The sequence below is a fragment of the Bradyrhizobium sp. AUGA SZCCT0283 genome (genome assembly GCF_018130385.1).
GTDB lineage: Bacteria > Pseudomonadota > Alphaproteobacteria > Rhizobiales > Xanthobacteraceae > Bradyrhizobium.
Window position 1 is genome coordinate 12997 of the sequence record NZ_JAFCLU010000049.1, and the last position, 24303, is coordinate 37299.

Consider the following 24303-nt stretch of genomic DNA (forward strand, 5'->3'; position numbering starts at 1 on the left):
GGATCGTGGGACAGCTTGTTTGATGGGCCTCAGCAGGAAGGCCACAAACAGCAAAGGCGGCCCCCAAATGGCCAGCAAGCCGTAAATTACGAGCTCCACAACGTCCATGCTCATCCCCAATGACATGTCGCTAACCAAGCTTTGCCTAGATTCGAGCTTGTTCAAAGCGAAACTGTTTGTGCGCCGCAACTATGCCCGCCTTGCAGCATCACCCCGCTACCTTTCGTTTCGCTCCGATTGCAGCATCGCAGGAGTGGTCCAGACTGCGCCGCCGGCTTTTCCGGTGCAGGTACGACGACGTTCAGCGACTTCCATGGCTACTTGCGCATTCCGCAGCAACGCATACCGCGCGGCCCGATCATGATCACTTCGCCGCGAGGGACGGAGGCTGAACCGCCTCCAGATATCCGTTGCGGGTCTGCGGGATTTTGGTGTCGAGAATCCTGGACGCCACCAGCGTCCTCAGCACCTGCGCCGTGCCGCCGGCAATCGTGAACATGCGGGCATCCCGGACCATGCGTTCGAGCGGATAATCTCGCGAGTAACCCCTGGCACCGAACAGTTGGAGCGCCTGGTTGGTGACCGTGTTGGCCGTCTCGGAAGCGATGATCTTCGCCTGCGCAGCGAGAAGAGGATCCGGAAAAGGATCGGCGCTAAGGGCGGCCTGATGAAGCGACAGCCGCGCGGCATTGAGCGCCACCGCCATATCGGCCAGCATCCACTGCAGGCCCTGGAATTCGGCGATTGGCCGTCCGAACTGCTTGCGCTCCTTCACGAAGGTCATGGCCTTCTCAAACGCCCCCTGCGCGAGCCCGAGCGCGACCGTTCCGGCGCCCACCCGCTGGCTGTTATAGGCGTCGATAAGATCGGCAAAGCCGCGCCGCAGCCCGCGCGGCGGCAGCACCAGCATATCCTCAGGGATTTCCAAATTCTCGAAGATGATCTCCGTTTCGGGGATGCCGCGTAGGCCCATTGCGGGTTCGCGTTTGCCGATGACCAGACCGGGAGTACCCCCAAGCGCGAGGAAGCCGCCGATCCCCTGCTCTTCGCCCCGCTCGTCGAATACCCGCGCGAAGATCAGATGGAGCTTTGATACCCCGCCGCCCGTGATCCAGTGCTTCTTGCCTCGGATAACGTAGGTGTTGCCGTGCTTGTCTGCGCGCGTCGTCATCTCGGTCGCCGCCGATCCGGCTTCCGGCTCGGTGATGCAAATCGCCGGCTTGTCGCCCGAAAGAACGAGATCAGCTCCCAGCCGCTTCTGCTTTTCGGTGCCATACTGCATGACCGCGGAGATGGCGCCCATGTTGGCCTCGACCGTAATGCGCCCCGTCGCCCCGCATACCCGCGCCATTTCCTCGATGATCAGGGCGGCGTCGAAGTAACTTCCTCCCCGACCGCCATAGGATGTCGGAATCGTGTAGCCCATGAAGCCCGCGGCCTTCAGGGCGGCCACGTTATCGAAAGGATAGGCTTCGGTTCGGTCGATCTCCGCCGCCTTCGGCGCGAATTCGGTTTCAGCCAATTCACGCGCAGCGCTGCGGAGCTTTGCTTGCTCGGGCGACAGTTTCATATCCATGGCAATCATCCTCCCCCGGAAGCGGCGCAATCTTTCGATCATTCGGCTCCGAAGCACTGCAAAACGCAACCGAATAAATTATGATCTCGACTTCAAATTATAGTAAGTCGTGCCATGAGCATTCGGAAGCTTCGAATACTTGAAGACGACGGCTGCAGGCCTGTGGCGCAACGTCTCTTCATGACGCAATCGACAGGCCCGGTACGCCCCTCCTTCCGGCTTTGCCTATCTCCCGCGAACCTGACATTAAGCGGAAACGCCCCTGGAGACTTTTGAGATGGCCAATTCAAGAACCCCGCTCGTCGATCGCTTCGGTCCTGATGCTGCGGATGTGGAGTTGGGCAGCGACGCCCCGTCCCTCCTCGGTCAGTTGGCAACTCGCGGCTCGGTACGAAAATTCCGCTCCGATATCATTCCGTACCGGACCTTGCGGCGGCTATGTGCGCTGGCGCTATGCGCTCCAACCAAAAGCGATCTCCAGCAGCGCGACATCATCATCATCGACGCGCCGCCTCTGAAATCCCAGATCGGATCGCTCCTGGCCGACGGCCCGCTGGGCCAGAAATGGCTTGCAGACGTCCCTAACCTTCTCATCTTCTGCGGCAACAATCGAAGGCAGCGTCGAATCCACGCGCTGCGCGACAGGCATTTCGCCAACGATCATCTCGATGCCTTCTTCAACGCCGCTGTCGATGCGGCGATCGCCCTGTCCGCGTTCGTGATCGCGGCCGAGGCTGAAGGCCTCGGCGTCTGTCCGGTCAGCGCGGTCCGCAATCATTCCGACGCGCTGTCGCAGCTCCTGAACCTTCCCGACCATGTTTTCCCGGTAGCCGGCCTCGCCGTGGGATATCCAGCAGAAACGCCGCAGCTCAGCATGCGGCTTCCGCTGTCCGTGACCGTCCATCACAACACATTTCTCGAAGACGGCCTTGATGATGCCATCGAGGCATACGATCGGCGCCGCGAGGCAGCGCAACCATACGCGGCTCAACGCTATGTCGGGGAGTTCGGATCGGCCAAAACCTATGGCTGGTCGGAAGACAAGGCGCGGCAATATGCCCGCCCCGAGCGCGCGGACTTCGGCGCCTATGTGAGGCGCATCGACTTCAGGCTGGACTGATCGATGCGAACGATCCGGCGCGGCCACCCGAGCGCCGTATCAGTTGAACAGATGAATCAGGCCGATGCTGATCGCAAGCAGGAGCATCAGCGACAGCGTCACGGCCGCCGTCACCCGTCCGCCGACGGTGGCGAGAACCCGAACGTCGACACCGAGGCCGAGTGCCGCCATCGAGACGACCGTGAGGAAGCCGGTGACCGCAGTCAGCGGGCCGGCCACCGCTGCCGGTACGATATCGAGCGAGCGCAGAACGGAAAGCGCGAGAAAGCCGAGGATAAACCAGGGCACGAGCCGGAAGAAGCCGACCGTTGTCTTGCCGTGCGCTCCGCCGCGCAGACGCGGCGCGAGCAGCGAAAGTCCCACGACGATCGGCCCCAGCATCAAGACGCGCATCAACTTCACCAGCGTGCCGATCTGCGTGCTCATGAGCCCCGCAGGCACGGTTGCGGCAAGCACTTGCGGGACGGCGTAGACCGTGAGGCCGGCAAGAATTCCGTATTGCGTCGCGGACAATTGCAACAGCGGAATGAGCAGCGGCAGCCCCAGCACCATCATCACGCCGAGTATCGCGGTGAAGGAGATCGAGGACGCGATATCGTCGCCATCGGCTCCGATCACCGGGGCGACCGCTGCAATCGCCGAATTGCCGCAGATGGAGTTGCCGCAGGCGATCAGGATCGAGAGCCGCGTCGACAGGCCGAGCATGCGGCCGATGCCGAAGCTGAGAGCCAAAGTTACGACCACAGTCGCGGCAATCGCGCCGAGCAAGGCAACGCCGGACGCCGCGATCGCGGCAAAGCCGATGGACGCGCCGAGCAGCATCACGGCCACCTCGAGCAGCTGCTTGGCGCTGAAGGCGATGCCGGCCTGCCAGCGCTCGGACGGATTCCAGAAGCTGCGCACGGCCATGCCGAGCAGGATCGCCAGCACCAGCGCTTCCACATAGGGGTGCGCGAACAAACGCCGTTCCGCGGCTTCGAGAGCTGCCGAGACGCCGGCGACGATGATGCAAAGCAGAACTCCGGGAATGAGCGCTGCAAGACGGGTCATGCTGGCCGCCGGTCGATTGCCGGGAGCGGAAGATTCCTCGTCTTGCGGCACGAATTTCTCCGGTGGGGAGAAGAATCTATGCGTCAGATCGCGACAGTTAGGTAATATATTTTCGATCTGGCCCAATAGAGAGAAGTTATGTCCTTAAACCTGCATTTGCTGCGCCTGTTCACGATGGTGGTGAGAACCGGAAGCTTCTCGCGCGCAGCCGACGCCCTCCATATCAGCCAGCCGGCGATCTCGAAGGGGGTGCGGGATTTCGAGCTTCAGGTCGGCTGCCGCCTGCTCGACCGGACGCCGAAGGGCGTGCGCCCGACGCGGGAGGGAAAGGCGCTGGCGCGGCATGCGGAGGCGCTGTTTGCGGCCGAGCGCGCAGCGGAGGACGAATTATTGTCGCTGCGCAGTCTCGACAGCGGATCGCTGCGCATCGGCGCATCCACCACGATCGCGACCTACATGATATCGGACTATCTCGGAACGTTTCACCGAAAATATCCCGGGATCGACCTGCATCTCGTCATCGCGAATACCAGGGACATCGCCGATCTCATGCTGGCGCATGATATCGAGATCGCGCTGGTCGAAGGTCCGGTCGAAGATGACGAGCTCGAAAGCCATGCCTGGCGCACCGACGTGATGAGCCTGATCGTCGATGCGCGGCACCGCTTCGCGGCGGCCGAGCGCGGGATCGACGGCGCGGCGCTTTGCGATGAAGTCCTGATCGTGCGCGAGCCCGGTTCCGGATCGCGCGAGGTGGTGGCGCAGGCACTGGCCGCCGAGGGAATTGAACCCAGGCGCACGCTGGAGATCGGCAGCACCGAGGCGATCAAGCAGGCGGTCGCCGCCGGCCTCGGCGTCGCCATTGTCTCCAGCGCCACGATTTCCGATCAGGTCACGCTTGGCCGGCTCAAGGTCGTGCCAATGCGCGACCTGCAGATCGAGCGCACGCTGTGGCAATTGAAGGTACCCGGGCGAATAGAAATTCCTGCGGCGACCGCGTTCGAGCGGATGATCTGGCAGGACAAGCGCGTGGCGGAGATCGCCTAGAAGATCGCGGCCTTGACGAGCGCCGCAACGCGGCTGAAATCGTCAAAGACGCCCGGCTCGAAGAAGACGGCGCGGGCGATCACGATGGCCCCAACCAGCGACCAGAACAGGCCGGTGCCGGCCCACAACAGATATTTGGACGCGCGCGAAGGCGGCGCTGCGTCCCCTTCGGGCGCCAGACGCTCGCCAAACGGCTCGTATCTCAAGCGTTCCATTGCGCGGCCAATCTGCTGATTTAAAGGCAAATGTCGTCGTTTCCGGCCGATGGAGCAATGGAAGCGAATTGCTTTTTCAAGCCATGGAATGGAAGCGCATTTCCGTATGGACCGGTTGCGGAATGGCTTTCTTCTTTGCCGGTGTCTGACTGCTCGGCCCCGAAGCAGGCGTCAGTCACCACGCTTTGACAACCGGTTTTCGTGCTCGCACGTGAATGGCTGCCAGCTTACGCTTCCGCAACGCGCTCTCCACGCACCACCGGCCCCAGCGCCTACCCTACAGAAAATGCCAATTTCCGCATAGCCGCGGGGTTAGATGATGCTCGTGCCCTCACGTCTGCTTCGCGTCACCCAGAGTGTCCCCAGCGCGTCCGCTTTATCGCCACATTGAAACAAGCGATCGGGTCAGTGCCAACTCCGCCCTGCACTGCAGCGTTATTGTATTCGGCCATCTCGTCGGCGATAGAGTTTTGGAGCGACACTTGGATGCCGAAGCCAGGCAGCGACTACTTGTTGCGCGGATCGTCTGCTGGGTTGATGTAATCGATGCCCCCAGGGCCGACGAACTGCACTTGGAGAATTCCCTCCTCATTTCCGGTCCAGGCATAGTGAGGGTGCTTTGCCGGATATACCCACAAGGAGCCCGGCTTTAACAACTCGCCTTTCTTCTCAAACGTTTCGCCATGACTACTCCCGATATTGCCGCTTATGACGGTAACAACCTCGGAATAGGGGTGAGTGTGCGGCGGCATCTGAAAGTTAGGGGGGAACTTGATCCGTAAGACAACCACATCCCCTGCTTTCGTCGGGTCGCCCACCAGAGTTGCGATCTGTACGCCTTTGGGGAAGGCCGGGTTCTCGTTCCAAGCGAGTGCATCAGGCATAACCCGCGTCGGCACGTCTTGCGCCATTGCCGGGAGTGAGAACACGATCAAGCCCGCAAGCACCAATAACTTTCTCATGTGAGTCTCCTCCACTGTGATGTGGAATACGGCACATATATAGAACTCCCTGGAGCTAGCAAAATCTAGGGCGGCAGCAAACTACGACGGTATTCCTGAATGAGTCGGCATTCCGTGACCGTGTGGTGCGGTCTGGCATCGCTACGTACAACTTCAATCGCGGGGGATGATGGCCGGAAAGGACAATGCGCGTTACCTTTTTGGCCTTGCGGATTCTCTAGCCGCGACATCAGTGGTTCTACCGTGCAACCTTGGCATCGTTTGCGCATTGGCAGCCAGGATGGAGGCCGGCAAATGACCAAAGACATGTTGGCGATAAGCGTTGGAATGTTAGCGCTTGGTTTAGGTGTATGGGGCTTCTGGGGTAACCCGCAGAATACGAGACCTGCGAAGACACACGTCGTGCGCATCCTGGCCGATGATCCGGCTTTGAAGCTTGTTTCCGAGAAGAGCTCCTACATGCGGACGGAACGCTAAGCGCTACACTGTATAACTGCCGGATTACTCTAGAGGTCCTCACAATGTCCGCTCTTCTCTTGCCGGCTCAAGAGCCAGGGCGGTGATGCTGGCCGCGGTTGTTCAAACATGTGAACTCGTTCACAGCCACTTGCGCTCTTCCGGTACATAACGTGGCTGCGGAGGGCACACGCGATGACCCAACCTGCAAAGCGCATACCCACATGGCTGACGATTGACGTGCTGGTGATAGTCATATCGCTCGCGATTATCGGGATCGGCATCGTGATCGGGATTGCTCCCTAGCTACGAACCTGAACGGATCGGCTCTGACAGCTACCCAGTACTACCCAAATTGGTACATCCGGACTGCCGGCTTTCCGAACGGCTCAGTTTTCATAACATCGCAAACCACAGGAGCTCTCTTGTGTGCGCGCTCCGGCGAGAAAACCGCGTTGGCTCAATCCAGCCCCTGTATCGCAGCCAAGGCATGTATCTCGTCGGGGCGGGTAAGAATTGCCTGGCGCAACGTCCTCGGGACGCTGTGGATGTTACCTGGAACCGGAAAGGGCGGTGAACATGCGTGGTCGCTTCTACGGATTAGTCGAGTGTTTGATCTATCAAGCACCAAACGCCGCGACACGGGTTGCATCGACTGCGAACAGACCGCTGCCCAACGCGACAGGCGGCCAAAAAACGCCTCGACTGACACGGGGCTTTCCGATGTGGACAATTCTTACGATCAATCCCCGCGCTGGCAGAAACTCGCGGCGGTATGCGAGGAAATTTTCGAGCGCGAGGTGCAGTAAAACAAAACCCACAGCGACCGGCGCGCAATGAACTCCGATCGTCAGAGATGCTGCCGGGTCGCCGGGGTTGCCTGCCGGTCAGCGCTTGATGCGTGCAAAAAAGAACATTCCGGCGATCAGCGTGATCGCAATTGACACGCCAGCCTAGCAATGCCGGCAGCGCCAAGTCCGCCTTACTCCTGGAAGCGGACATCGGCAGCGCCGGCGGCCATGTCGGCTTTGTGCCGATAGTGTTGAAAGTCTTTTTGGGGTGACGACCAAAAGTTTACGGGACCGCTGATACCTTTCGCACGCGGCGATATGAGGGAACACTGCGTCCCCTGGGACAGGCTGTAGCCGTAAAGCATCTCATGCACATGCCAGTCCCGCGAGCGGCGAACGCCGAATGCAGCGGCAGTTCGCCATAGAAATCAGCAAGCCAAAGCAAGACGGCGAGGCCGGCATAGATGCTTCCGAGGAGGAAAAACGGCCGGAACCCATAGGACAACAAGGCGGGCTTGTCGTAGGCGCCTAGCCGCGGGACGGGGGGTTCTTGTAGTCATGATGGCTTCCGGTGATTTGTCGGGACGGCCATGGATGGAGGGCCGAGGTACTACTTCTTCTTGCCGTCGGCGTCGAACTGCTTGAGATAGGCGAGCAGGTCGTTGGTCTTCTGCTCATCCTTCAGACCGGCATAGATCATCTTGGTGCCGGGTATTTTTGCCTTGGGATCCTTGATGTACTCGCGGAACGTTGGCTCGTCCCATGTGATGCCGGAGTCCTTGTTCGCAGCCGAGTAGGAGTAGCCCGGCACGCTGCCGGACTTACGGCCGATGAGACCGTTAAGAACCGGTCCGACGCCGTTCTTGGCGTTCTCGCCGATCTGATGACAGGTCTTGCAAACGCCGAAGACCTTCTCCCCGGCGGCGGCATCCTGGGCCCGCACTTCGCCGGAACATGCAACCGCCAGCAGCGCTACAAACATAAAACTTCGCATTCCATTCTCCCTTTTTCGCGTTCGCCCGTTCCCGGCGCGAACCGTTGGCTTCCTTCACTTGCCCGACCGAAGTGTTTCCTATGTCGGAAGACCGGTCATCTCAAACGCCGTAGATGCGCAAGCCTCCATCACTGGTGATCAGCCGCACGTGCACACCCGGCCGCGCGGCCGCGATGTCGCCGATCCGCAACGCAGGCGTCAGGCTGAAGGCGGTCGAAAGCGCATCCGCCTCGGTGGCGGTCGACGCAACGACGCTGACGGTCCGATAGAGCGCGGGACTGCGTCCCGTCCGGGGATCGAATAGATGCGTGAACCGGCCGGCCGGATCGAAGCGGAACCCCGCGCCAGCCGTGGTCGCGACCGCTCGATCGACGAGGTCAACAGTTTCGGTGAGCGCGCCGGGTTTGTCGGGATCGGCAAGGCCGATGCGCCACGGTGTCCCGTCCGCTCTCGCTCCGAGCGCGCGTATCTCCCCCATGTTGACGAGGGTCATCGATAGCCCGTGTGCGCGCAAGATATCCACGACACGGTCGGTGGCGTATCCCTGGGCGATGCCGTTCAGGGTGACCGCGGCGCCATGTCTGAGGAGCGCTACACGCTCGTCGCTCACGCGCAGGCCGCTGCGGCCTACTTTCGCCAGCGCCTCCGTCAGCCTCTCGGCCGGCGGTCCGGCGGGATCCGGCTTCTCCGACGAGAAGTGTCCGGCGTAGAGCTGCCAGAGCGGCTGGACGGTGGGATCGAACGCGCCGTCGGTAAGGTCGGAGAATTGCAGCGAGGTCTTGAGCAGCGCGACCATGTCGGCCTCCGGAGCGACCAGGATGCCGCTCCGGTTCAGGGCGCAGATCGCGGAATCCGTTCGGTACAGGCTGAACTGCTCTTCGAGTCGTCTTACTTCCGCCAGGCAGACCTGGACGACCCTTTCAGCTTCCTCCCGATCGGGATGGAAGATGTCGACCGAGACCTGCGCGCCGAGCGCCGATCCGCGCCAGCGCACCGCCTCGCCCGCCCAAGTGCGTCGCCCATTAGAAAGAAACGCCGAACCTGCGGTCGCGGCTGCGATGGTGATCATGCGGCGGCGCGTGAGGTTCGCTGGTGCCATTGGAAGCCTCATCAGTTTGCACGGACGCCGGGGCGTTCTTGCCCGGTTTGATCGCCGGCGGCGCTGTCGCTGCCGAGCACGTAACCGCTCGGAATCTCCGCAAACGTGACAACTTTGCCGCCGTTGGCGGCGGCAAAAGCGTCCGCAGCGGCACGATTGCCGAAGGGCACAGCCTCGGCGGCGCCCATTCCGCCCTGCTTGCGGCTCTCGATGACGAAGAACGCCTTTCTGGCATCGATCCAGTTGGTCGCTCCCGGCTCCTCCCAGCTGGGCGCTCGAGCCATGTCGGACACGTAGATCGCGCGGATATCACGGGGCTGATCCGGCATCAGGGTAAAGGCCACGGTATCGCGCACCGAGGTGAACCAGTACGGGTCGACGCGGCTCGCCGTAATGATCTGGCCCTTGGGTCCGGGGTGTTCGAGCACGTTCATGCCGCAGAAGACCCCCATCGCATCGCTGTTGAGCGCAACGGGCGGCGGCATGATGGAATCGCTTCCATCCCGATTGCAGCCGGTGAGGACGAGCGCGACGATCATGCACAAAATCCGCAGGGTCATAGCTCCCTCCGTGCGAAGAACATAGCCGCAAGCCCGAGGGGCGCGACGACCCAGGCGGTCAGTCCCATTAACAGCGCGCCGACGCTGGTCGTCGCGGTGCCGGCGAGCCCGGCCATGCCCGAAAACTGGCTGACGTTAAAGCCGGTCAGGTTCGTCATCCGGTACAGGTCCGTCGGATTGAGGAACAGCAGCGCTTCAAGAACGGGCGCGGAGACGATCTTCCCCTGATCGACGACCAGCACCCCGAGCAATGCCATGTCGAACACCAGCACCATCAGCAACCAGACCCCTACCGATATGCCGGCGGCGGTCCCCCGGTCCCGGACCAGGCTGCTGATCAGATATCCGACAGCGACGAAGACCGCACCGAGCATGATCGACGTTCCGAGCATCGAAGCGAAGGCGTACCAGCTTGCGGCGAGCACCGAGGCGCCGGTAATCGCGAGCGCGGCGGCCGCGGCGCCGTAGCCGATGACGGTCGCGAACGCGAGGATCAGGACGTGGCCGCAAAATTTTCCCAAGATCACCTGGCCCCGGCCTACCGGATAACTCAGTAGGAGCGTCATAGTACCGCGTTCCATCTCGCCGACCACGGCGTCGTGCGAGATCAGGAGCGCGATCAGCGGGAGCAGGAAGATCGTCAAGCTCGATAGGCTGACGACGACGACGTCGAGCGCCCCCGCCCCGACATTGCCGGTGGGGGCGCTTCCCAGGAACGTCAGCGACAAGGCAAGCGCGGCCAGCAGGAGCGTGGTTGCCAGAACCCAGCGGTTCCGCAGCCCTTCCTGGATTTCCTTGAAGGCGATGATGACGATCGTCCTCACGCGGCGCTCTCCTGGGTATTGAGGAAGTGCGCGTAGAGATCGTCGAGTGTCGGCGCGGCGATTTCGATGTTCCTGACGCGAGGATCACCGGCCGCGACGCGCAACAGATCCATCTTGCGCGCATCATCTGACACCAACACGATCCTACCGTGCGGCGTCGGCAGCGATTCGTCCGCAATCCATGCCGGCGGCGCCCCGTTGGCGCCGTCGGCCAGATCGAGCGACACCCGGATCGGCAGCCGCGAGATCGTGCGCAATTCCGTCAGTGAGCCCTGCGCGACCAGCAGACCCCGATTCATGATGAGGACATGCTCGGCGCGATCCTCGAGCTCGTTCAGCGCGTGCGACGAGATCAGCACGGTCGCGCCGTCGTCGCGGAGTTCGTCCAAGATCTCATAGAAGGTCTGCCGCAGCGCGGGATCCAGTCCCGTCGTCGGCTCGTCGAGCAGGAGCACCCGGGGCCGGCCAAGCAGCGCCTGCGCCAGTCCGAGGCGCTGACGCATGCCTTTCGAATAGGTTCCGACCCGGCGATCCGCCGCATCGGTCAGTCCGACGCGGTCGAGAAAGGCCCACGCCTTCGACGGCTTGATGTGCTTCAGCCGCGCATAGAACGAAAGCGTTTCCCGTCCGGTAAGCGCAGCATTGAACGCGACGTTTTCCGGAAGATACCCGAGCAGCCGGCGCGCCGAGAATTCACCGGCGGCGGGATCCTCGTCAAGCACGCGGATGGAGCCGCAATCGGGGCGGATCAAGCCCAGCATCAGCTTGATCAGCGTCGTCTTGCCCGCTCCGTTGTGTCCGACCAGCGCACTCAGCCGGCCCGGGACGAGGTCGAACGAGACATCGCGCAGTGCGCGAACCGCGCGGTAGCTCTTCACGACGCCGGTCACGGAAACGGTCGGGGTCATTGCCCGGCCTCCTTGCCCGAGGGCCTCGGCGGCGGCGCGATCAAAGGGTGGCTATCGACGACACCGCCCGGGTAGAGCGCTGGAAACTGGGCCTGGGCCCACCGCAACACCTGGACCGCGGGGCTGTTGATCAAGACCTTCGCGGAGGGTGCGGTCCATAACACCCGGTCGACGAGATCGTTGGGCCGATAGGCGGTGTCGGCGATGCCGTCGCCGTTGAGATCGAAGGCCGGGTTGTCGCTCCAGTAATTGCCGCGGCCGTCCTTCGACCAATCGAGGTTGCGCGTACCGACATACTTGACCTGATTGCGATTGCCGACGAAGGCGTTTCCGGTGATCGCGTTGCCTTCGGATCCGGCCGTGAAATGAACGCCGATGGCGCAGCGTTCGAACCAGTTGTTCCGGAACCGGTTGTGGTTCGTGTTGTAGATGAAGACGCACTTTTCCGGGCCGCTCCGCAGACCCTGCTCCCGCTTCGCGGCCGGGATCATGCCCCGCTCGTCGTCGGCCCGCTCTTCGCCCCTGTCCGCAATTGTATCCAGAGGGCCACCGGTGACGCGGTTTCCGTCGATCTCGGCGTAGTTGGCGTAGTTGAACAGCAGGCCGTGGTCGCGGTCGCGATCGGAGATATTGTCGCGGATCACCAGCCGGTTCGAGTACATGATGGCGTAGCCGACATGGTTTCCGACCGAGACGTTGCCGCTGACTTCGCTGTCGTTGGTGTACATGTAGTGGACCGCGAAGCGGACCTGTTCGAAGCGGTTGCCGACGAAGCGGTCCTTGCGGCTGGAAATGGTGAAGATGCCGTCGCGGCCGTAGCGGAAGGTGTTGTCCGCAATGGTGACATCGGGCGCATTCCAGAGCGAGACGCCGTTGCCGGCCTCACTGAGGCGACCGCCGCGAAGCCCTTCAATGACATTGCGCAGGACGCGCGACCCAGCCGCGCCATGGACGTAGATTCCGAACAGGTTGCCTTCGAAACGGTTGTTTTCGACCAGCGCGCGTTCCGCCGTCTTCTCGAGAAAGACGCCAGAATCCATGGTTTGGAGATCGCGGCCGGATCCGCGGATGGTGACGCCGCGGATCGTAACATCGGACGCCCTCACCCTGACGACGCTGCCTGCACCCCCGCCGTTGAGTACCGCGCCCGGCCGCCCGGCGAGTACCAGGCGCCGCTCGATCCTGATCGCTCCCTTGTATTCACCCGGCGTGAGCTCGATGAGGTCGCCGTCTTGAGCCCGGTCCAGCATCGCCTGCAGCGGCTCCTCGGGAACAGCCTTCAGCGTCTCCGCAGCGGCGAAGCTCGGGATTCCGGCGACTAAGACCGCCGCCGGAATGATGCGCAAGATGCAGTGCACTTGTCGTTTCCGTCTCAGACCGACTTGGGCTCGACGAACATGCGGCCCTTCATCTCCATATGCATGGCGTGACAGAACCAGGAGCAGTAGTACCAGAAGACGCCGGCCTTATCGGCGGCGAATGTTACCGACGCCGTCGCCATAGGCGCGACTTCCATGTTGACGCCGTAGTTCACGATGCAGAACCCGTGCGTCAGGTCTTCCACCGCGTCGATATTGGTGATGTAGACGGTGACCTCATCGCCCTGCCTGACCTGGAGCTGCTCGAGCCCGAACGCCGGCGCGGTCGAGGTCATGTAGACGCGCACCTTGTTGCCGTCGCGGATGAGCTTGGAGTCCGCCTCGAGATTGATGCCGTCGGCCTTGGCCTGTTTGACCGCATCCGCAAACATCGGATCGGCGCGGTCCCAGATCGAGATCGGATTGATCTTGGAACGGTGCACGATGGTGGCGTCGTGCGGCTCGGCGAAACTCGGGCCATCGTGGACCAGCTTCATCTGGTCGCCCGAGATATCGATCAACTGATCGTTCTCCGGCTTCAGCGGCCCGACGTTTAGGAAGCGATCCTTCGAGAACTTGTTTAGCGAGATCAGCCATTTTCCGTCCGCCTCCTTGGTCTGGCCCATCGAGGAATGATTGTGGCCGGGCTGATAGTGGACGTCGATCTTCTGGAGGATGGGATCGACCTTCTCGCCCTTGAAAGCCCGCTTGGCGAGATCGATGCTCCACTTGCAGACCTGGCTGTCGAGGAACAGCGTCGTATAGGCGTTGCCCTTACCGTCATAAGCCGTATGCAGCGGTCCGAGGCCGAGCTCGGGCTCCGCCACCACGACGTCGCGCGGCTTGATCTTGTCGTCGAACAGTTGGTCGAACAGACGCACGTCCATCACCGTGACAGTGGGCGACAGCTTACCTGCCGCGACGATATGAATGCCGTCGGGCGCCGTGTTCATGCCGTGCGGATTGTTGGAGACCGGAACGTAGCGCGTGTAGGCCGAACCCTTGCGGCCGTCGAGCACGGGCACGCCGTTCATCTCCTTGAAATCGCCCTTCTTGACCGCCTCCTCGATCCGCTTGAGGTTGAAGATGACGACCCAGTCCTGCTCGTTGGCGGTCATCTCCGCCAGGGTGACGCCCTCTTCGGCGTTGTAGCAGGTCGAGAAGCAGTATTTGCCCTGATAGTCGGAATCGACGTTATCGAGATTGCCGCTCACGATCACCTGCCAGGCGACCTTCATCGTGTCGCCATCGATGGCGCTAAAGATCGAACGGTACTGCTTGGCATCGTCGAGGATCTTGCCGTCGTTCGGCAGCGGCACGCCATCCTCGCCATTGGCGAACACGTAGCCGGTACGGGGATATTTCTGCAGGCGCAGGCCGTGCACCGTGTGCTGGTTGGGAAGCTGAATGATCTTGTCGCATTTCATGACGTCGAGGCGCACGCGTGCGACCCGGCTGTTGGCCTTGTCGTTCATGAAGGCGTAGCGCCCATCATAGGTGCCGTCGGTGAACGAGATGTGGGGATGATGCAGGTCGCCGTTCATGTAGGTGCCGCCGCGGTTCTTGAGGAACTCGCGGGTTTCCGGCAGCAGCCCTTCGGTCAGCACCTTCAGGCTCTCGTTGGTCTGGCCCCAACCGGTGGCGCTGCAGCGGTTGAAGACGGGGACCCGCATCAGTTCGCGCATCGAAGGTAGGCCGATGATGCGCATCTCGCCGGACTGGCCGCTCGAGAAGAAGACGTAGTATTCGTCGAGCTCGCCAGGCGCGACTTCCGTCTTTTGCACGGCTGGACGCGCCGGCGGCGCCTTCGGTGCCCCGGCCTTGGTCTGGGCGTCGGCGGTCGAGACGAAGCCACTACCGTCCTTCGTCACCACCGCTCCGCCGGCAAGTCCCACGCCCGCAGCGGCCGCCGTGGTCCCCAGCAGCGTTCGTCGGCTGACACCCTTGTTATTTTCGCTGTCGCTCATGATTGCCTCCTCGGCTTTCGGTCTTCAGGTTGCAGGTGGAGTGATGACATCGACTGGCGACGCGCCGATGGGTTTCCCCCCGGCCGTGATGACTGTGTTCGGACCTTTGCCACCTGGTCGCATCGAAGGCGACGACATGGCCATCCGCTTCTCGCGCTTCAGCCGCACCTGGATCATGTGCGGGCAGCGGTGGTCGTCAAAATAGAGTTCCTGGCAGTGCATGCAGTAGATGCACTCGTTGACGTTGATGTGACCCTCCGGGTGGATCGCCTGGACAGGACACTCGTTGGCGCAGCGCTGACAGGGCGAGCCGCATTCCGGCCATCGCCGCAGCCATTCGAACATCCGGACGCGGCCGGGAATCGCCAATGCTGCCCCGAGCGGGCACATGTAGCGACAGAAGAAACGCTCGACGAACGACCCCGCCGCGAGCAGGGTAAGGGCGTACACGACGAACGGCCATTCGCGGGCGAATTTCAGGATGATCGAAGTCTTGAAAGGCTCGACTTCGGCGAGTTGCTCGGCGAAGGCGGTCGAGTAGAGCGACATGCCGAACAGGCCGAGAAAGATGATGTACTTGATCGGCCACAGCCGTTCGTGAAGGCCCCAGGGGACGCGGTACTGCGGCACCTTGAGCGCCTGCGCCACGTTATTGAGCAATTCCTGCAGGGCGCCGAACGGGCAGAGCCAGCCGCAGAACGGACCGCGCCCCCAGAACAGCAGCCCTGCCGCGATCGACGCCCAGAGAACGAAGATCAGAGGGGCGGAGAGGAAATATTCCCAACTGAATCCCGTCAACAGCGAGTTCGCGAAGGTCAGGACGTTGACGACGGAAAGCTGCGCGTTCGCATACCAGCCCAGCCAGACGAGAATGAACAGCAGATAGCCGCGGCGGACCCACGCGTACACCGTCGGACGACGAACCAGGAGGTTCTGGAAGAAGAAGATCAGCGTCAGCGCGCCGAGCGCCGCGATCGTCGTGCCGATCTTGAGGAAGTCCGCGCGCCATATCCGCATCCACAACGGATCCTCGTCGGTCGTCGGCACGCCGGCTTCCGGGGCGGTCGCCGGCGACTTGGCGATCGGCACCGCTGCGGCGGCGGGCCGAACCGGCGCTTCGCGCTTGAGATAGGTTTCAGGAAGCGTGTATTCGAGGTCGAAGGTGACCCAGGCCTTGTCCCGTGCGCCGACGACGCGCTGCACCAGGAGCTGCAGCGCCCACGGCTCGGTCGGATCGAACGCGAAGTCCGCCGGTACAACGAACAGCGCAATTTCGGGAAAATCCGGCGCGCCTTCGGCCGCCAGGCTGCCCAGCCTGGTGTGGTCCCGATCGCGGAAACGGATGCTATTGGTTTCCTGGATCAGTTCGATCCGGTCGAAGATTCCTCCCCGCACGTAGGCCGCCCCTTTGAATGAATAGCGGCCGGAACCGGCGACAACGATCGCTTGCTGACCTGGCTTTAGCCTGCCGGCCAGCCGATCGTAGCCGTCGTCGCCGAGCAGACTGCGGCCGATGGTCGGCACCGCGACGTCCGCAACATAAAGGTCGATGAATGTGTCGTCCGGAGCACCTTCCTCCGGACGCGCTGCGGCGGCCGCATTGCCCGATTTCTGGAAGGCTCGGTTGACGTCGGCGATGGAGAGGGTCAGCCGCCGGACTGAGCCGTCACCGACAAGGGTCTGCCAATCGCGGACCTCGTTCTTTCCTGTATCAATGGTCTTTGCGGCTCGCGGCGCTGCAGCCACCACCTGGCTGCCCTGAGCGCCGAGGCGACCGCCCCGAATGAGTTTGGTGGCGGATCGAACGATGCTGTCGCCGATCACCAAAACGGTCACGGTTGCGCCGCTGACGATATCGACTTGCGGCGCCGGCGCAGCCCCGCTGGCCACGCTCCCCATGTCGGCGCCGATCAGCTTGTTGACGGCCTCCAGAATGCGCTTTTCGGGAATGCCCACCAGCACGATGGGTTCCTTGTGCTCGACTAGCTTAAGGCCGGTCAGCACGCCCTTCGGATCGATTCCGACCAGGACTTGAATCGGTTTTCCGGAATAGCCGACCGCATTAGCGAAATCGGAATTCAGGTACACGAAGCCCTGCAGTTGATCGCCGCGATACGCGGGTATGATGGGCGGGTCGCCCTGCGCCGGACCAAAATGGTCGGCTCCCGGGAAGAAATCCGCGGCAGCGACCTTCGACAAGTAACTGTTCAAGTCGGCGGCGGACGCGGTGTCGAAGAACGAAAGCGCGCAAAGGAATGCCAACGCGAAAAATACGCGCGCCGCTCGGGTTAGAAAATCAAGAACAACATGCGCCCTTTGAATCATGGGACCTCGAACGTAAGCGCTGCGACCGTCGAGTCGCGCGTTCTTATTTCTTCTGAAGGTCGCCGTTGACACGGAAAATTGATCGGATAGGTGTGACTCTGTCAATCGGAAGATATATTTCGTTTGCGCTGGAACAAACTCGTTACTTGTTCCGGGAGGACCGCATCATGCCGTTGCTACGAACTTCGCTGCTGGTGAGCGAGCCGGCCGGCACGCTTGAGTCACTCGACGAGTTGTTCGCTCTCGCTAACGCCATGGAGGTGGAGGCCGCGAACAAATACACCGAGTTGGCGGAGGACATGCGACAGCAGAACAAGGGTGCCCTGGCCGAGGTCTTCGCTCAGCTCGCCGCCGCCGAGCGCGAGCATGTAGATAGCGTCACAAGGTGGTCACAATCGCGACGTGGCAAGGCGCCGGACCCTGCGCTAGTCCGCTGGGAGGCTCCCGAAATCTTCGATGCCGAGACGGCAAAGGAAATCGGGACCTCGCGACTGACGACCCCCTACCGAGCGTTGGCCATGGCGGTCCGCAACGAGGAGCGAGCCTTCGCATTTTGGTCCTATGTGGCCGCCTATTCTGAAGATGCCGAGATCAAGCAGGCCGCCGAAGCCATGGCGCGCGAAGAGCTCGGACACGTCTCCATCCTGAGGAAGGAACGGCGTCGCGCTTATCATAAGGAGCATGAGCAAACCGAACGGAGGGGGTGCGCCGATGCGGGGGTGATGCAGATCGATGCGCGCGCGCTGGAGCTCCGCCTAGCTACGCAGCTTGCCGACCTGGAACGCGGCCTCGGCGGGCCAGCAGCAACCCGCACGCGGGAACTTCTTGAAGAGACGATGCAAATGTCCAAGAAAGCCGAGGGCATCGGCAAATTCCCGGTTTCGCTCGAACAGCGCGACGCGGAGACGATTTCGGAGGCGCTGGCCGACGCTTACCTGGAGAGCGCCGAAACCTCCGACGATCAGACCCAGGTCGTCCTGCTGCAAGGATTGGCGGAAAGAGCTATCGCTCGGCTGGCTTGGCTGCGCTCGCTGGCGGCGGCGTGAACGTTGAACGCAACATTCATTCGTCTTCATGCCCGAGCAGCTGGTACGTGCTCCAATTCACGAAGTGCGTCTTTCCGCAGGCGGGACAATTCACGGGCAGATAGGAATCCTTGCGGCTGTAGGATTCTTCGTCCACCCGGTGATGTACAAATTGCCCGCTCTTCGGACATCGGAAGATGATGTTAGCCATTGCCACACCATCGACGAGTCAAATCAAGCGTGAGATTCACCTGAACAATGAGGGCACACGCGCGCCCGAACCGACCCCGCAAAGCAGAGATACCAACTCATGGAGTTGAGTGGATCTTACCCAAGCGTTCCTGCCGAACAAGACGCGCGGCGTTCAACGAGCGCAGATCCAGACTGCCCGTGTGATTTCCATTCGTGTTACGATATTCCAATCTCGCTCCACGAACGTTGCTAATCACGACGAAGCCGAGATGATTCATGTTCCGGGACGAGACCCGCACCGTCATCCTGCGAGATCGCAATGGCCGCGAGTACCGTCCGGTTGCTGATTTCAAGCTTCTGAAAGATGTGATGAAGATGCACCTTGATGGTGCCGTCGGAAATGTTCAGGCGTCGGCCGATGTCCTTGTTCGACAGCCCTTCGGACACCAACCGCATGATCTGGCGCTCCCGGTCTGTCAGCACAGCCAGTGCGTTCTCCGTGATCGCAGTTTGCTCCCGAAATACGGCCTGATCGGCCGTGGGCAGCGGCAACAGCCGCCGGCCTTTCGCAACCTGGCGCAAGGACTGCACGAGAATTTCGGGCGCCACATCCTTTGAGATGAAACTGTAACCGTCGGCCGAGGCTGACATGACCAGCTCACGTTCCACCTCAGATGAGGTGAAAAAGACGAACCGCGTGGAAGGATTTTCCGAATTTACGATGGCGAGAATCTCCGGTCCGGTCACCCCAGGCATCGAGCCGTCGAGAATAGCGATGTCCGGCGCTAGATTCCGAATTGCTTCGACGCAGCCCGGACCATCATTGCAAGATGCGACAATCTTGAAATCTGAGTGGGCCCCAAGCACGTTGCTCAAGCCCTGCAAAACCACGGGATGCCGATCCGCAATCACGACGGTGATACGACGCATTGGGCAGTCCTTACCTGTCCCTAATGTTAAACCCCGCTCCCCCAGCCTTTGTTCATCTCCCTATGGCAATATAATATATATTGACCATGACGGCATGGCTAATGCCGCATTGCAAAAAAAGAAGGCAGCGAGAGATTGGCTCCCCCTTGCCCGCGCTTCCCACAGGATACTCTGCATATTCCTGGAAGACGAAACCACCCGTCGAACTGCGGGATTGGTTTAGCGCGCGTGCGGCTTTCCACCTGTCGCGAAAACCTCACAAAGGCGTTTGCTATTATGAACGACATGCCTCCGCAGGTAACGGAGGGCTTATAACGAAAGATATATAGGGATAGCGGCAATTCGAATCTAATATTCCCAAAGGCTTATCAAATTCGGGATCCTCAAAATCTGCCAACCCGACGTTGTGAAAGGAGAACAATTCTACCCGACCAAAACTGCCAAATTCTAGAAACAAGACGGCGGAGAAGAAGATTCAATCGATCGGAAAACCGCTAATTCAGGCCGGAATTACCGAATCTTCGGAAATTGTTGACATTGTCAATTGCGTAATGGCTGGGAGAGTGAAATGGCGAGGAGGCAACCCTTTGCAACGTTCATCGTCGGGAAAAGCGTTCTAATCAGGGAGGGAATTGCTAGAATTCTAAGCGCGGGAAATTTTCGCACCCTGGCTTCGGTGTCATGCGCTGATGATTTGTCGCCGAACAAACTCCAATCGCACCCATCGCTGGTTCTCATTGTCCATGCGGGCGATGATTTCGAAGCTGCGGTTGAACAAATCGAGCTCTTGCGGGAACGGCATCCGAAAGCACGCATTGCGATCGTGGCCGATCACTACCGGCTAGACGAGATGGTTTCGGCATTTCGGGCGGGCGCCAGCGGCTATTTCATTGACGTCATGACGTGCGATGTATTCATCAAATCCATTGAACTGGTGATGATGGGCGAAACAATCTTCCCGCCGGCATTCATGTCATCCATTCTCCACTCTGAAAGCGACCACTTCGCCAAGGCAGCGCCGCGCAACGACAATAATCGGGCGATCGCCATCACGGCGGACCGCAGCATTACGCAACAACTGTCCCCCCGGGAAAAATCAATCATGCAATGCCTGATCTCGGGCGATTCCAACAAGTGCATAGCGCGCAAGATCGATATCGCGGAGGCGACCGTGAAGGTCCACGTCAAGGCGATCCTCCGCAAGATCCGGGTCCAGAACCGGACCCAAGCGGCGATTTGGGGGATGAACCACGGTTCACTGGTGCGACCGATAAATGACGTCGCCAATACAAGCGAGCAATTTCCGGATTCGCTCTCGATTGCTCCCGATATCAAGCAGATCGAGGGATTAGTGCGACGAGAGTTGATCGATCAACCCACAAATCGCGTGGAGGCTCCCAATAGGGGCCGCCTGATACGCAACGGAATGGCGCGGCTCGGCAAATAGGCCGGGCAACTCTCAGGGCTCTCGCGTCCCCTTTTTCTTGAGCTGACACCCAAGCTGTCGATTGAGACAGAGCCAGTCGCACGCGACCTTGTCTAGAACAGGATCGAGGCCAGCGGCGCTCCTCCAGCCTTCGAGGTTCCCTGCGATTTGGATTGATTTGCCCATTGTGCCCTCAGCCGATCCACTACTTCAACACGGAATGAACCCTCGTCGTTAGATACCTAGTGCCCTCACATGAGCGCCGATATCAAGCACATGGACGTCATCACGGATGCAAGTTCCGTCAGCGTTCATCGCAAACTCCACATGACCTGGATTGCGAGCGGCGAGAGATGGTCGGGCACCGGACGCTGCCACCTGAACACAAGCATAAGTTGTCTGAATGCTGCGGGTTCTAGTAGGATTGGTCATGATCGCGCAAATACCGAACGGAAAGCTCGGACATGATCTTATTGACCGGAGGCGCCGGCTACATTGGCTCCCATGTCTCTGTCGCGTTACTCGACGCTGGGCTCGATGTCGTCGCAGTCGACAACCTCTCCAACAGCAACGAAGCGTCTCTCGAACGTGTACAAAGCATCTGCGGACGATCGCTCGCCTTTCGACATGCCGACATCTGCAATGAAGAGGCGATCTACGAGATACTGCGCGCTTACAAAGTGACCGCCGTTATTCACCTCGCGGGGTTCAAGGCGGTAGGCGATTCCAACGTTCGGCCCATGACCTACTACGAGAACAATGTCTTGGGAACGATGCGGCTGGTTTCAGCCATGACGAGAGCAAGCATAAAGACGCTCGTTTTTAGTTCGTCCGCAACGGTTTATGGGACTCCCACGTACCTGCCGCTGGACGAACAGCATCCCGTCGGACCGACAAATCCGTACGGCCGCACAAAGCATTTCATCGAAGAAATACTAAAAGATCTTTATAGGTCCGACGACGGCTGGCGGATTGGTATTCTGCGCTACTTCAATCCGGTTGGTGCGCATGAAAGCGGGCTAATCGGTGAAGACCCTTTGGGCGTTCCGAACAACCTGTTGCCGTTTGTGGCGCAAGTGGCAATCGGAAAGCATGAGAAACTACACATTTGGGGAAACGATTATGATACTTCGGATGGCACGGGAATCCGCGACTTCATTCATGTCGTAGATCTTGCATCCGGGCATCTAAGTGCTTTGAGCCACCTGAAACAGCCCGGCGTACTGACCGTCAATCTCGGAACAGGAAACGGCAGCAGCGTCTTGGAGGTGGTTCGGACATTCGAGGTCGTGAGCGGCAGGCGAATTCCCTATGTGATCGGCGAACGCAGGGTCGGTGATGTCGCAATCTGTTATGCTGATCCGACGCTCGCGAGGAGACTATTGGGTTGGACATCAAGGCGATCATTGACGCAGATGTGTGCCGACCATTGGCGTTGGCAGATGAAAAACCCGAATGGCTATCGTGGCACCTAGGTCTTGACGGTTCAAGAACAGTCGCAGCCCGTTCATCGAAATCGTCCACGGATAGCGCGGCGTCGCGACCGTAGCAGGACAACTGTCAAAATACGGAACTAACAACGAGCGTCTGCCCCAATGTAGCGGGCGCCTCCGCTCTACAAGGCTGTCTCGGACACTTTCCGTGTTCGCCCAAATTGGTGCTACCGACGCAACGCCTCAATCCGCGCTTTCGCCTCCTTGATTCCTGCGGCGTCGGCTTTCGCGTAGAGGTCTTGCGCTCTGACCGCATCGCCGCGCGTTCCAAGAGTTCCCCATTTGGCAAGGATCAACGGATCATAGGTTTCTGCGAGCGAGAAGCTTGCCTGGACGCTGCCCATCTCGACGGCGCGCTCCAGCACAATCCGCGCCGCGCCTATGTCTCCCTGCCCGAGCAGCGCGCTCGCACGCACAAGCAACGCTGCCGCCACCGCGGCTTTCTTGGAATTGGGCTGCGCGTCGCTCCGAACGCCCGCTGCTGGTGACCAGTCGGCGACTGATTTCGCGTTTTCCGTAGGCTTGTCCCGCGCGATCGAGCCAACCGTCACGGCATTGGGTACAACCTGTTTCGCAACTGCGAGATCTCGCTCGAGCTGCTCGGCCCGAGCCCGCTCCTGCTGCAGCGAGCTGCGCAACGTGGCTGAGTCGCGCTCCGCCGTTTGCCTCGTCTGCGCGAGTTCCTCGCTCGCTTTGACCGCCAAGGCAGCCTGGGTTTCGAGATCGCGGCGTGCGGTCACGAGATCCTGTTGTTCCAGCCGCCTCGTCCGGTCGCGCCCGTCCTGAGCGGATTTGCGAAGCGACGGCGCACCGTCTGCGACCGCCTTTCTGAGTTCGGCCGCCTCGTCTTCAAGTTTGCGGGCGCGAGCCTCATATGCATAGAGCGCGCTACGCGTCATCGAGAGGCCTTGCGCAAGTGCGTCGGCCCTTTCGCGCTCCTTCTGCATCGATTGCCTCAGCTCGGCAGCAACTGCTTCCGCTGCCCGCTTCGCCCTCGGAACTTCCTCGGCTGCCTTTGCCGCCAGTGCTGTCTGGGTTTCGACGTCGCGCCGCGCCGCCGCAAGATCCTGCTCCAGCCGCGCGGACCGCTTGCGCCCCTGTTGCAGAGACTTCTGCAGCTCCGCTTCGCTGCTCTCGCTTGCTTGTTTCAGCCGGGCCGCTTCCTCGCCTGCTTTCGTCGCCAGTGCCGTTTGTGTCTCGACCTCACGCCGGGTCGCCGCAAGATCCTGCTCCAGCCGCGCGGACCGCTCGCGCCCCTGTCGCAGGGATTTCTGCAGCTCCGCTTCGCTGCTCCCGCTTGCCTGTTTCAGCCGGGCGGCTTCCTCGCTTGCTTTTGCCAGCGCCGTTTGGGTCTCGACCTCGCGCCGCGCCGCCGCAAGATCCTGCTCCAGCCGCGCGGACCGCTCGCGCCCCTGTTGCAGAGACTTCTGCAGCTCCGCTTCGCTGCTCTCGCTTGCTTGTTTCAGCCGGGATGCTTCCTCGCTTGCTTTCGCCGTCAGTCCCGTCTGGGTCTCGACCTCGCGCCGCGTCGCCGCCAGATCCTGCTCCAGCCGCGCGGACCGCTCGCGCTCCTGTTGCAGAGACTTCTGCAGCTCCGCTTCGCTGCTCTCGTTTGCTTGTTTCAGCCGGGACGCCTCCTCGCTTGCTTTCGCCAGTGCCGTTTGGGTCTCCACCTCGCGCCGCGCCGCCGCAAGATCCTGCTCCAGCCGCGCGGACCGCTCGCGCCCCTGTTGCAGAGACTTCTGCAGCTCCGCTTCGCTGCTCTCGCTTGCTTGTTTCAGCCGGGATGCTTCCTCGCTTGCTTTCGCCGTCAGTCCCGTCTGGGTCTCGACCTCGCGCCGCGTCGCCGCCAGATCCTGCTCCAGCCGCGCGGACCGCTCGCGCTCCTGTTGCAGAGACTTCTGCAGCTCCGCTTCGCTTCTCTCGTTTGCTTGTTTCAGCCGGGACGCCTCCTCGCTTGCTTTCGCCAGTGCCGTTTGGGTCTC

At 61.1% G+C, this 24303-nt stretch carries 20 protein-coding genes and 1 pseudogene; 6 read left to right on the forward strand and 15 right to left on the reverse strand.

Annotated features, from left to right (window positions below; all coding sequences use genetic code 11):
* Positions 1–364 precede the first annotated feature (364 nt).
* Positions 365–1576: a 3-sulfinopropanoyl-CoA desulfinase gene (gene acdA, locus JQ624_RS35415; protein WP_249130321.1), complete on the reverse strand. Its 1212-nt coding sequence runs from the start codon at positions 1574–1576 to the stop codon at positions 365–367.
* 277 nt (positions 1577–1853) lie between these two features.
* Here acdA and JQ624_RS35420 point away from each other — a divergent pair, with 277 nt between their 5' ends.
* A complete protein-coding gene (locus tag JQ624_RS35420; protein WP_212423515.1) occupies positions 1854–2696 on the forward strand; it encodes a nitroreductase family protein in 843 nt (280 codons plus the stop codon).
* A gap of 39 nt (positions 2697–2735) precedes the next feature.
* On the opposite strand, the gene JQ624_RS35425 is transcribed toward JQ624_RS35420, so the two are convergent.
* On the reverse strand, positions 2736–3746 hold the full coding sequence (locus tag JQ624_RS35425) for a putative sulfate exporter family transporter (protein WP_249130322.1): 1011 nt from the start codon (positions 3744–3746) through the stop codon (positions 2736–2738).
* Positions 3747–3884: 138 nt separating this feature from the next.
* On the opposite strand from JQ624_RS35425, the gene JQ624_RS35430 reads away from it, so the two are divergent.
* Complete coding sequence (locus tag JQ624_RS35430; RefSeq protein WP_212423517.1) at positions 3885–4793, forward strand: LysR family transcriptional regulator; 909 nt, start codon at positions 3885–3887, stop codon at positions 4791–4793.
* On the opposite strand, the gene JQ624_RS35435 is transcribed toward JQ624_RS35430, so the two are convergent.
* Together JQ624_RS35435 and JQ624_RS35440 are read right to left on the reverse strand one after the other, a co-directional pair.
* Positions 4790–5008, reverse strand: a complete 219-nt coding sequence (locus JQ624_RS35435; RefSeq protein WP_212423518.1) for a hypothetical protein — start codon at positions 5006–5008, stop codon at positions 4790–4792. The two genes, JQ624_RS35430 and JQ624_RS35435, sit on opposite strands and share 4 nt — an antisense overlap.
* 506 nt (positions 5009–5514) lie before the next feature.
* On the reverse strand, positions 5515–5970 hold the full coding sequence (locus tag JQ624_RS35440; RefSeq protein ID WP_212423519.1) for a cupin domain-containing protein: 456 nt from the start codon (positions 5968–5970) through the stop codon (positions 5515–5517).
* 294 nt (positions 5971–6264) lie between these two features.
* Between JQ624_RS35440 and JQ624_RS35445 the strand changes: the two genes are divergently transcribed.
* Positions 6265–6447 (forward strand): hypothetical protein, encoded by a 183-nt coding sequence (locus tag JQ624_RS35445; RefSeq protein ID WP_212423520.1) that lies wholly within the window; start codon positions 6265–6267, stop codon positions 6445–6447.
* A 1120-nt stretch (positions 6448–7567) separates the two neighbouring features.
* On the opposite strand, the pseudogene JQ624_RS39025 reads toward JQ624_RS35445, so the two are convergent.
* The 9 genes and pseudogenes from JQ624_RS39025 to JQ624_RS35490 all read right to left on the reverse strand — a co-directional run.
* Positions 7568–7725: pseudogene (locus tag JQ624_RS39025) on the reverse strand (NnrS family protein); the annotation flags it as partial.
* 102 nt (positions 7726–7827) lie between these two features.
* Positions 7828–8211 carry a cytochrome c family protein gene (locus JQ624_RS35455; RefSeq protein ID WP_212423521.1) on the reverse strand — a complete coding sequence of 128 codons (384 nt, stop codon included), beginning with the start codon at positions 8209–8211 and terminating at the stop codon, positions 7828–7830.
* A 100-nt stretch (positions 8212–8311) separates the two neighbouring features.
* Complete coding sequence (locus JQ624_RS35460; protein ID WP_212423522.1) at positions 8312–9310, reverse strand: FAD:protein FMN transferase; 999 nt, start codon at positions 9308–9310, stop codon at positions 8312–8314.
* Positions 9311–9321: 11 nt separating this feature from the next.
* Positions 9322–9870, reverse strand: coding sequence for a nitrous oxide reductase accessory protein NosL (locus JQ624_RS35465; RefSeq protein ID WP_212423523.1), 549 nt, complete (start codon positions 9868–9870; stop codon positions 9322–9324).
* A complete protein-coding gene (locus JQ624_RS35470) occupies positions 9867–10694 on the reverse strand; it encodes an ABC transporter permease subunit (protein WP_212423524.1) in 828 nt (275 codons plus the stop codon). The genes JQ624_RS35465 and JQ624_RS35470 overlap by 4 nt, the downstream gene beginning before the upstream one ends.
* A complete protein-coding gene (locus JQ624_RS35475; protein ID WP_212423525.1) occupies positions 10691–11602 on the reverse strand; it encodes an ABC transporter ATP-binding protein in 912 nt (303 codons plus the stop codon). The genes JQ624_RS35470 and JQ624_RS35475 overlap by 4 nt, the downstream gene beginning before the upstream one ends.
* Positions 11599–12960, reverse strand: a complete 1362-nt coding sequence (locus tag JQ624_RS35480; protein ID WP_212423526.1) for a nitrous oxide reductase family maturation protein NosD — start codon at positions 12958–12960, stop codon at positions 11599–11601. The genes JQ624_RS35475 and JQ624_RS35480 overlap by 4 nt, the downstream gene beginning before the upstream one ends.
* Positions 12961–12974: 14 nt before the next feature.
* Positions 12975–14927, reverse strand: a complete 1953-nt coding sequence (gene nosZ, locus JQ624_RS35485) for a TAT-dependent nitrous-oxide reductase (protein WP_212423527.1) — start codon at positions 14925–14927, stop codon at positions 12975–12977.
* A gap of 24 nt (positions 14928–14951) precedes the next feature.
* Positions 14952–17252 carry a NosR/NirI family protein gene (locus tag JQ624_RS35490; protein ID WP_212423528.1) on the reverse strand — a complete coding sequence of 767 codons (2301 nt, stop codon included), beginning with the start codon at positions 17250–17252 and terminating at the stop codon, positions 14952–14954.
* Between the two features lie 167 nt (positions 17253–17419).
* Here JQ624_RS35490 and JQ624_RS35495 point away from each other — a divergent pair, with 167 nt between their 5' ends.
* Complete coding sequence (locus tag JQ624_RS35495) at positions 17420–18298, forward strand: ferritin family protein (RefSeq protein WP_212423529.1); 879 nt, start codon at positions 17420–17422, stop codon at positions 18296–18298.
* Between the two features lie 420 nt (positions 18299–18718).
* Here the strand turns inward: JQ624_RS35495 and JQ624_RS35500 are convergent, their stop codons facing one another.
* Entirely contained in the window at positions 18719–19399 is a 681-nt protein-coding gene (locus JQ624_RS35500; protein ID WP_212423530.1) for a response regulator transcription factor, read from the reverse strand.
* Positions 19400–19967: 568 nt separating this feature from the next.
* Here JQ624_RS35500 and JQ624_RS35505 point away from each other — a divergent pair.
* Positions 19968–20846 (forward strand): response regulator transcription factor, encoded by an 879-nt coding sequence (locus JQ624_RS35505; RefSeq protein WP_212423531.1) that lies wholly within the window; start codon positions 19968–19970, stop codon positions 20844–20846.
* Positions 20847–21289: 443 nt separating this feature from the next.
* Positions 21290–22300 carry a UDP-glucose 4-epimerase GalE gene (galE, locus tag JQ624_RS35510; protein ID WP_212423532.1) on the forward strand — a complete coding sequence of 337 codons (1011 nt, stop codon included), beginning with the start codon at positions 21290–21292 and terminating at the stop codon, positions 22298–22300.
* A gap of 185 nt (positions 22301–22485) precedes the next feature.
* Here the strand turns inward: galE and JQ624_RS35515 are convergent.
* Positions 22486–24303 (reverse strand): hypothetical protein (locus JQ624_RS35515; RefSeq protein ID WP_212423533.1); only part of this gene is annotated, 1818 nt, incomplete at its 5' end.

What these genes read in the sequence shown, in the direction of transcription:
- JQ624_RS35500 (WP_212423530.1), bottom strand. Translation starts at nt 19,399, where the DNA reads ATGCGTCGTATCACCGTCGTGATTGCGGATCGGCATCCCGTGGTTTTG.
- JQ624_RS35435 (WP_212423518.1), bottom strand. Translation starts at nt 5,008, where the DNA reads ATGGAACGCTTGAGATACGAGCCGTTTGGCGAGCGTCTGGCGCCCGAA.
- JQ624_RS35420 (WP_212423515.1), top strand. Translation starts at nt 1,854, where the DNA reads ATGGCCAATTCAAGAACCCCGCTCGTCGATCGCTTCGGTCCTGATGCT.
- acdA (WP_249130321.1), bottom strand. Translation starts at nt 1,576, where the DNA reads ATGGATATGAAACTGTCGCCCGAGCAAGCAAAGCTCCGCAGCGCTGCG.
- JQ624_RS35490 (WP_212423528.1), bottom strand. Translation starts at nt 17,252, where the DNA reads ATGATTCAAAGGGCGCATGTTGTTCTTGATTTTCTAACCCGAGCGGCG.
- galE (WP_212423532.1), top strand. Translation starts at nt 21,290, where the DNA reads ATGATCTTATTGACCGGAGGCGCCGGCTACATTGGCTCCCATGTCTCT.
- JQ624_RS35475 (WP_212423525.1), bottom strand. Translation starts at nt 11,602, where the DNA reads ATGACCCCGACCGTTTCCGTGACCGGCGTCGTGAAGAGCTACCGCGCG.
- JQ624_RS35460 (WP_212423522.1), bottom strand. Translation starts at nt 9,310, where the DNA reads ATGGCACCAGCGAACCTCACGCGCCGCCGCATGATCACCATCGCAGCC.
- JQ624_RS35440 (WP_212423519.1), bottom strand. Translation starts at nt 5,970, where the DNA reads ATGAGAAAGTTATTGGTGCTTGCGGGCTTGATCGTGTTCTCACTCCCG.
- JQ624_RS35430 (WP_212423517.1), top strand. Translation starts at nt 3,885, where the DNA reads ATGTCCTTAAACCTGCATTTGCTGCGCCTGTTCACGATGGTGGTGAGA.
- JQ624_RS35465 (WP_212423523.1), bottom strand. Translation starts at nt 9,870, where the DNA reads ATGACCCTGCGGATTTTGTGCATGATCGTCGCGCTCGTCCTCACCGGC.
- JQ624_RS35505 (WP_212423531.1), top strand. Translation starts at nt 19,968, where the DNA reads ATGGCGAGGAGGCAACCCTTTGCAACGTTCATCGTCGGGAAAAGCGTT.
- JQ624_RS35455 (WP_212423521.1), bottom strand. Translation starts at nt 8,211, where the DNA reads ATGCGAAGTTTTATGTTTGTAGCGCTGCTGGCGGTTGCATGTTCCGGC.
- JQ624_RS35445 (WP_212423520.1), top strand. Translation starts at nt 6,265, where the DNA reads ATGACCAAAGACATGTTGGCGATAAGCGTTGGAATGTTAGCGCTTGGT.
- JQ624_RS35425 (WP_249130322.1), bottom strand. Translation starts at nt 3,746, where the DNA reads ATGACCCGTCTTGCAGCGCTCATTCCCGGAGTTCTGCTTTGCATCATC.
- nosZ (WP_212423527.1), bottom strand. Translation starts at nt 14,927, where the DNA reads ATGAGCGACAGCGAAAATAACAAGGGTGTCAGCCGACGAACGCTGCTG.
- JQ624_RS35495 (WP_212423529.1), top strand. Translation starts at nt 17,420, where the DNA reads ATGCCGTTGCTACGAACTTCGCTGCTGGTGAGCGAGCCGGCCGGCACG.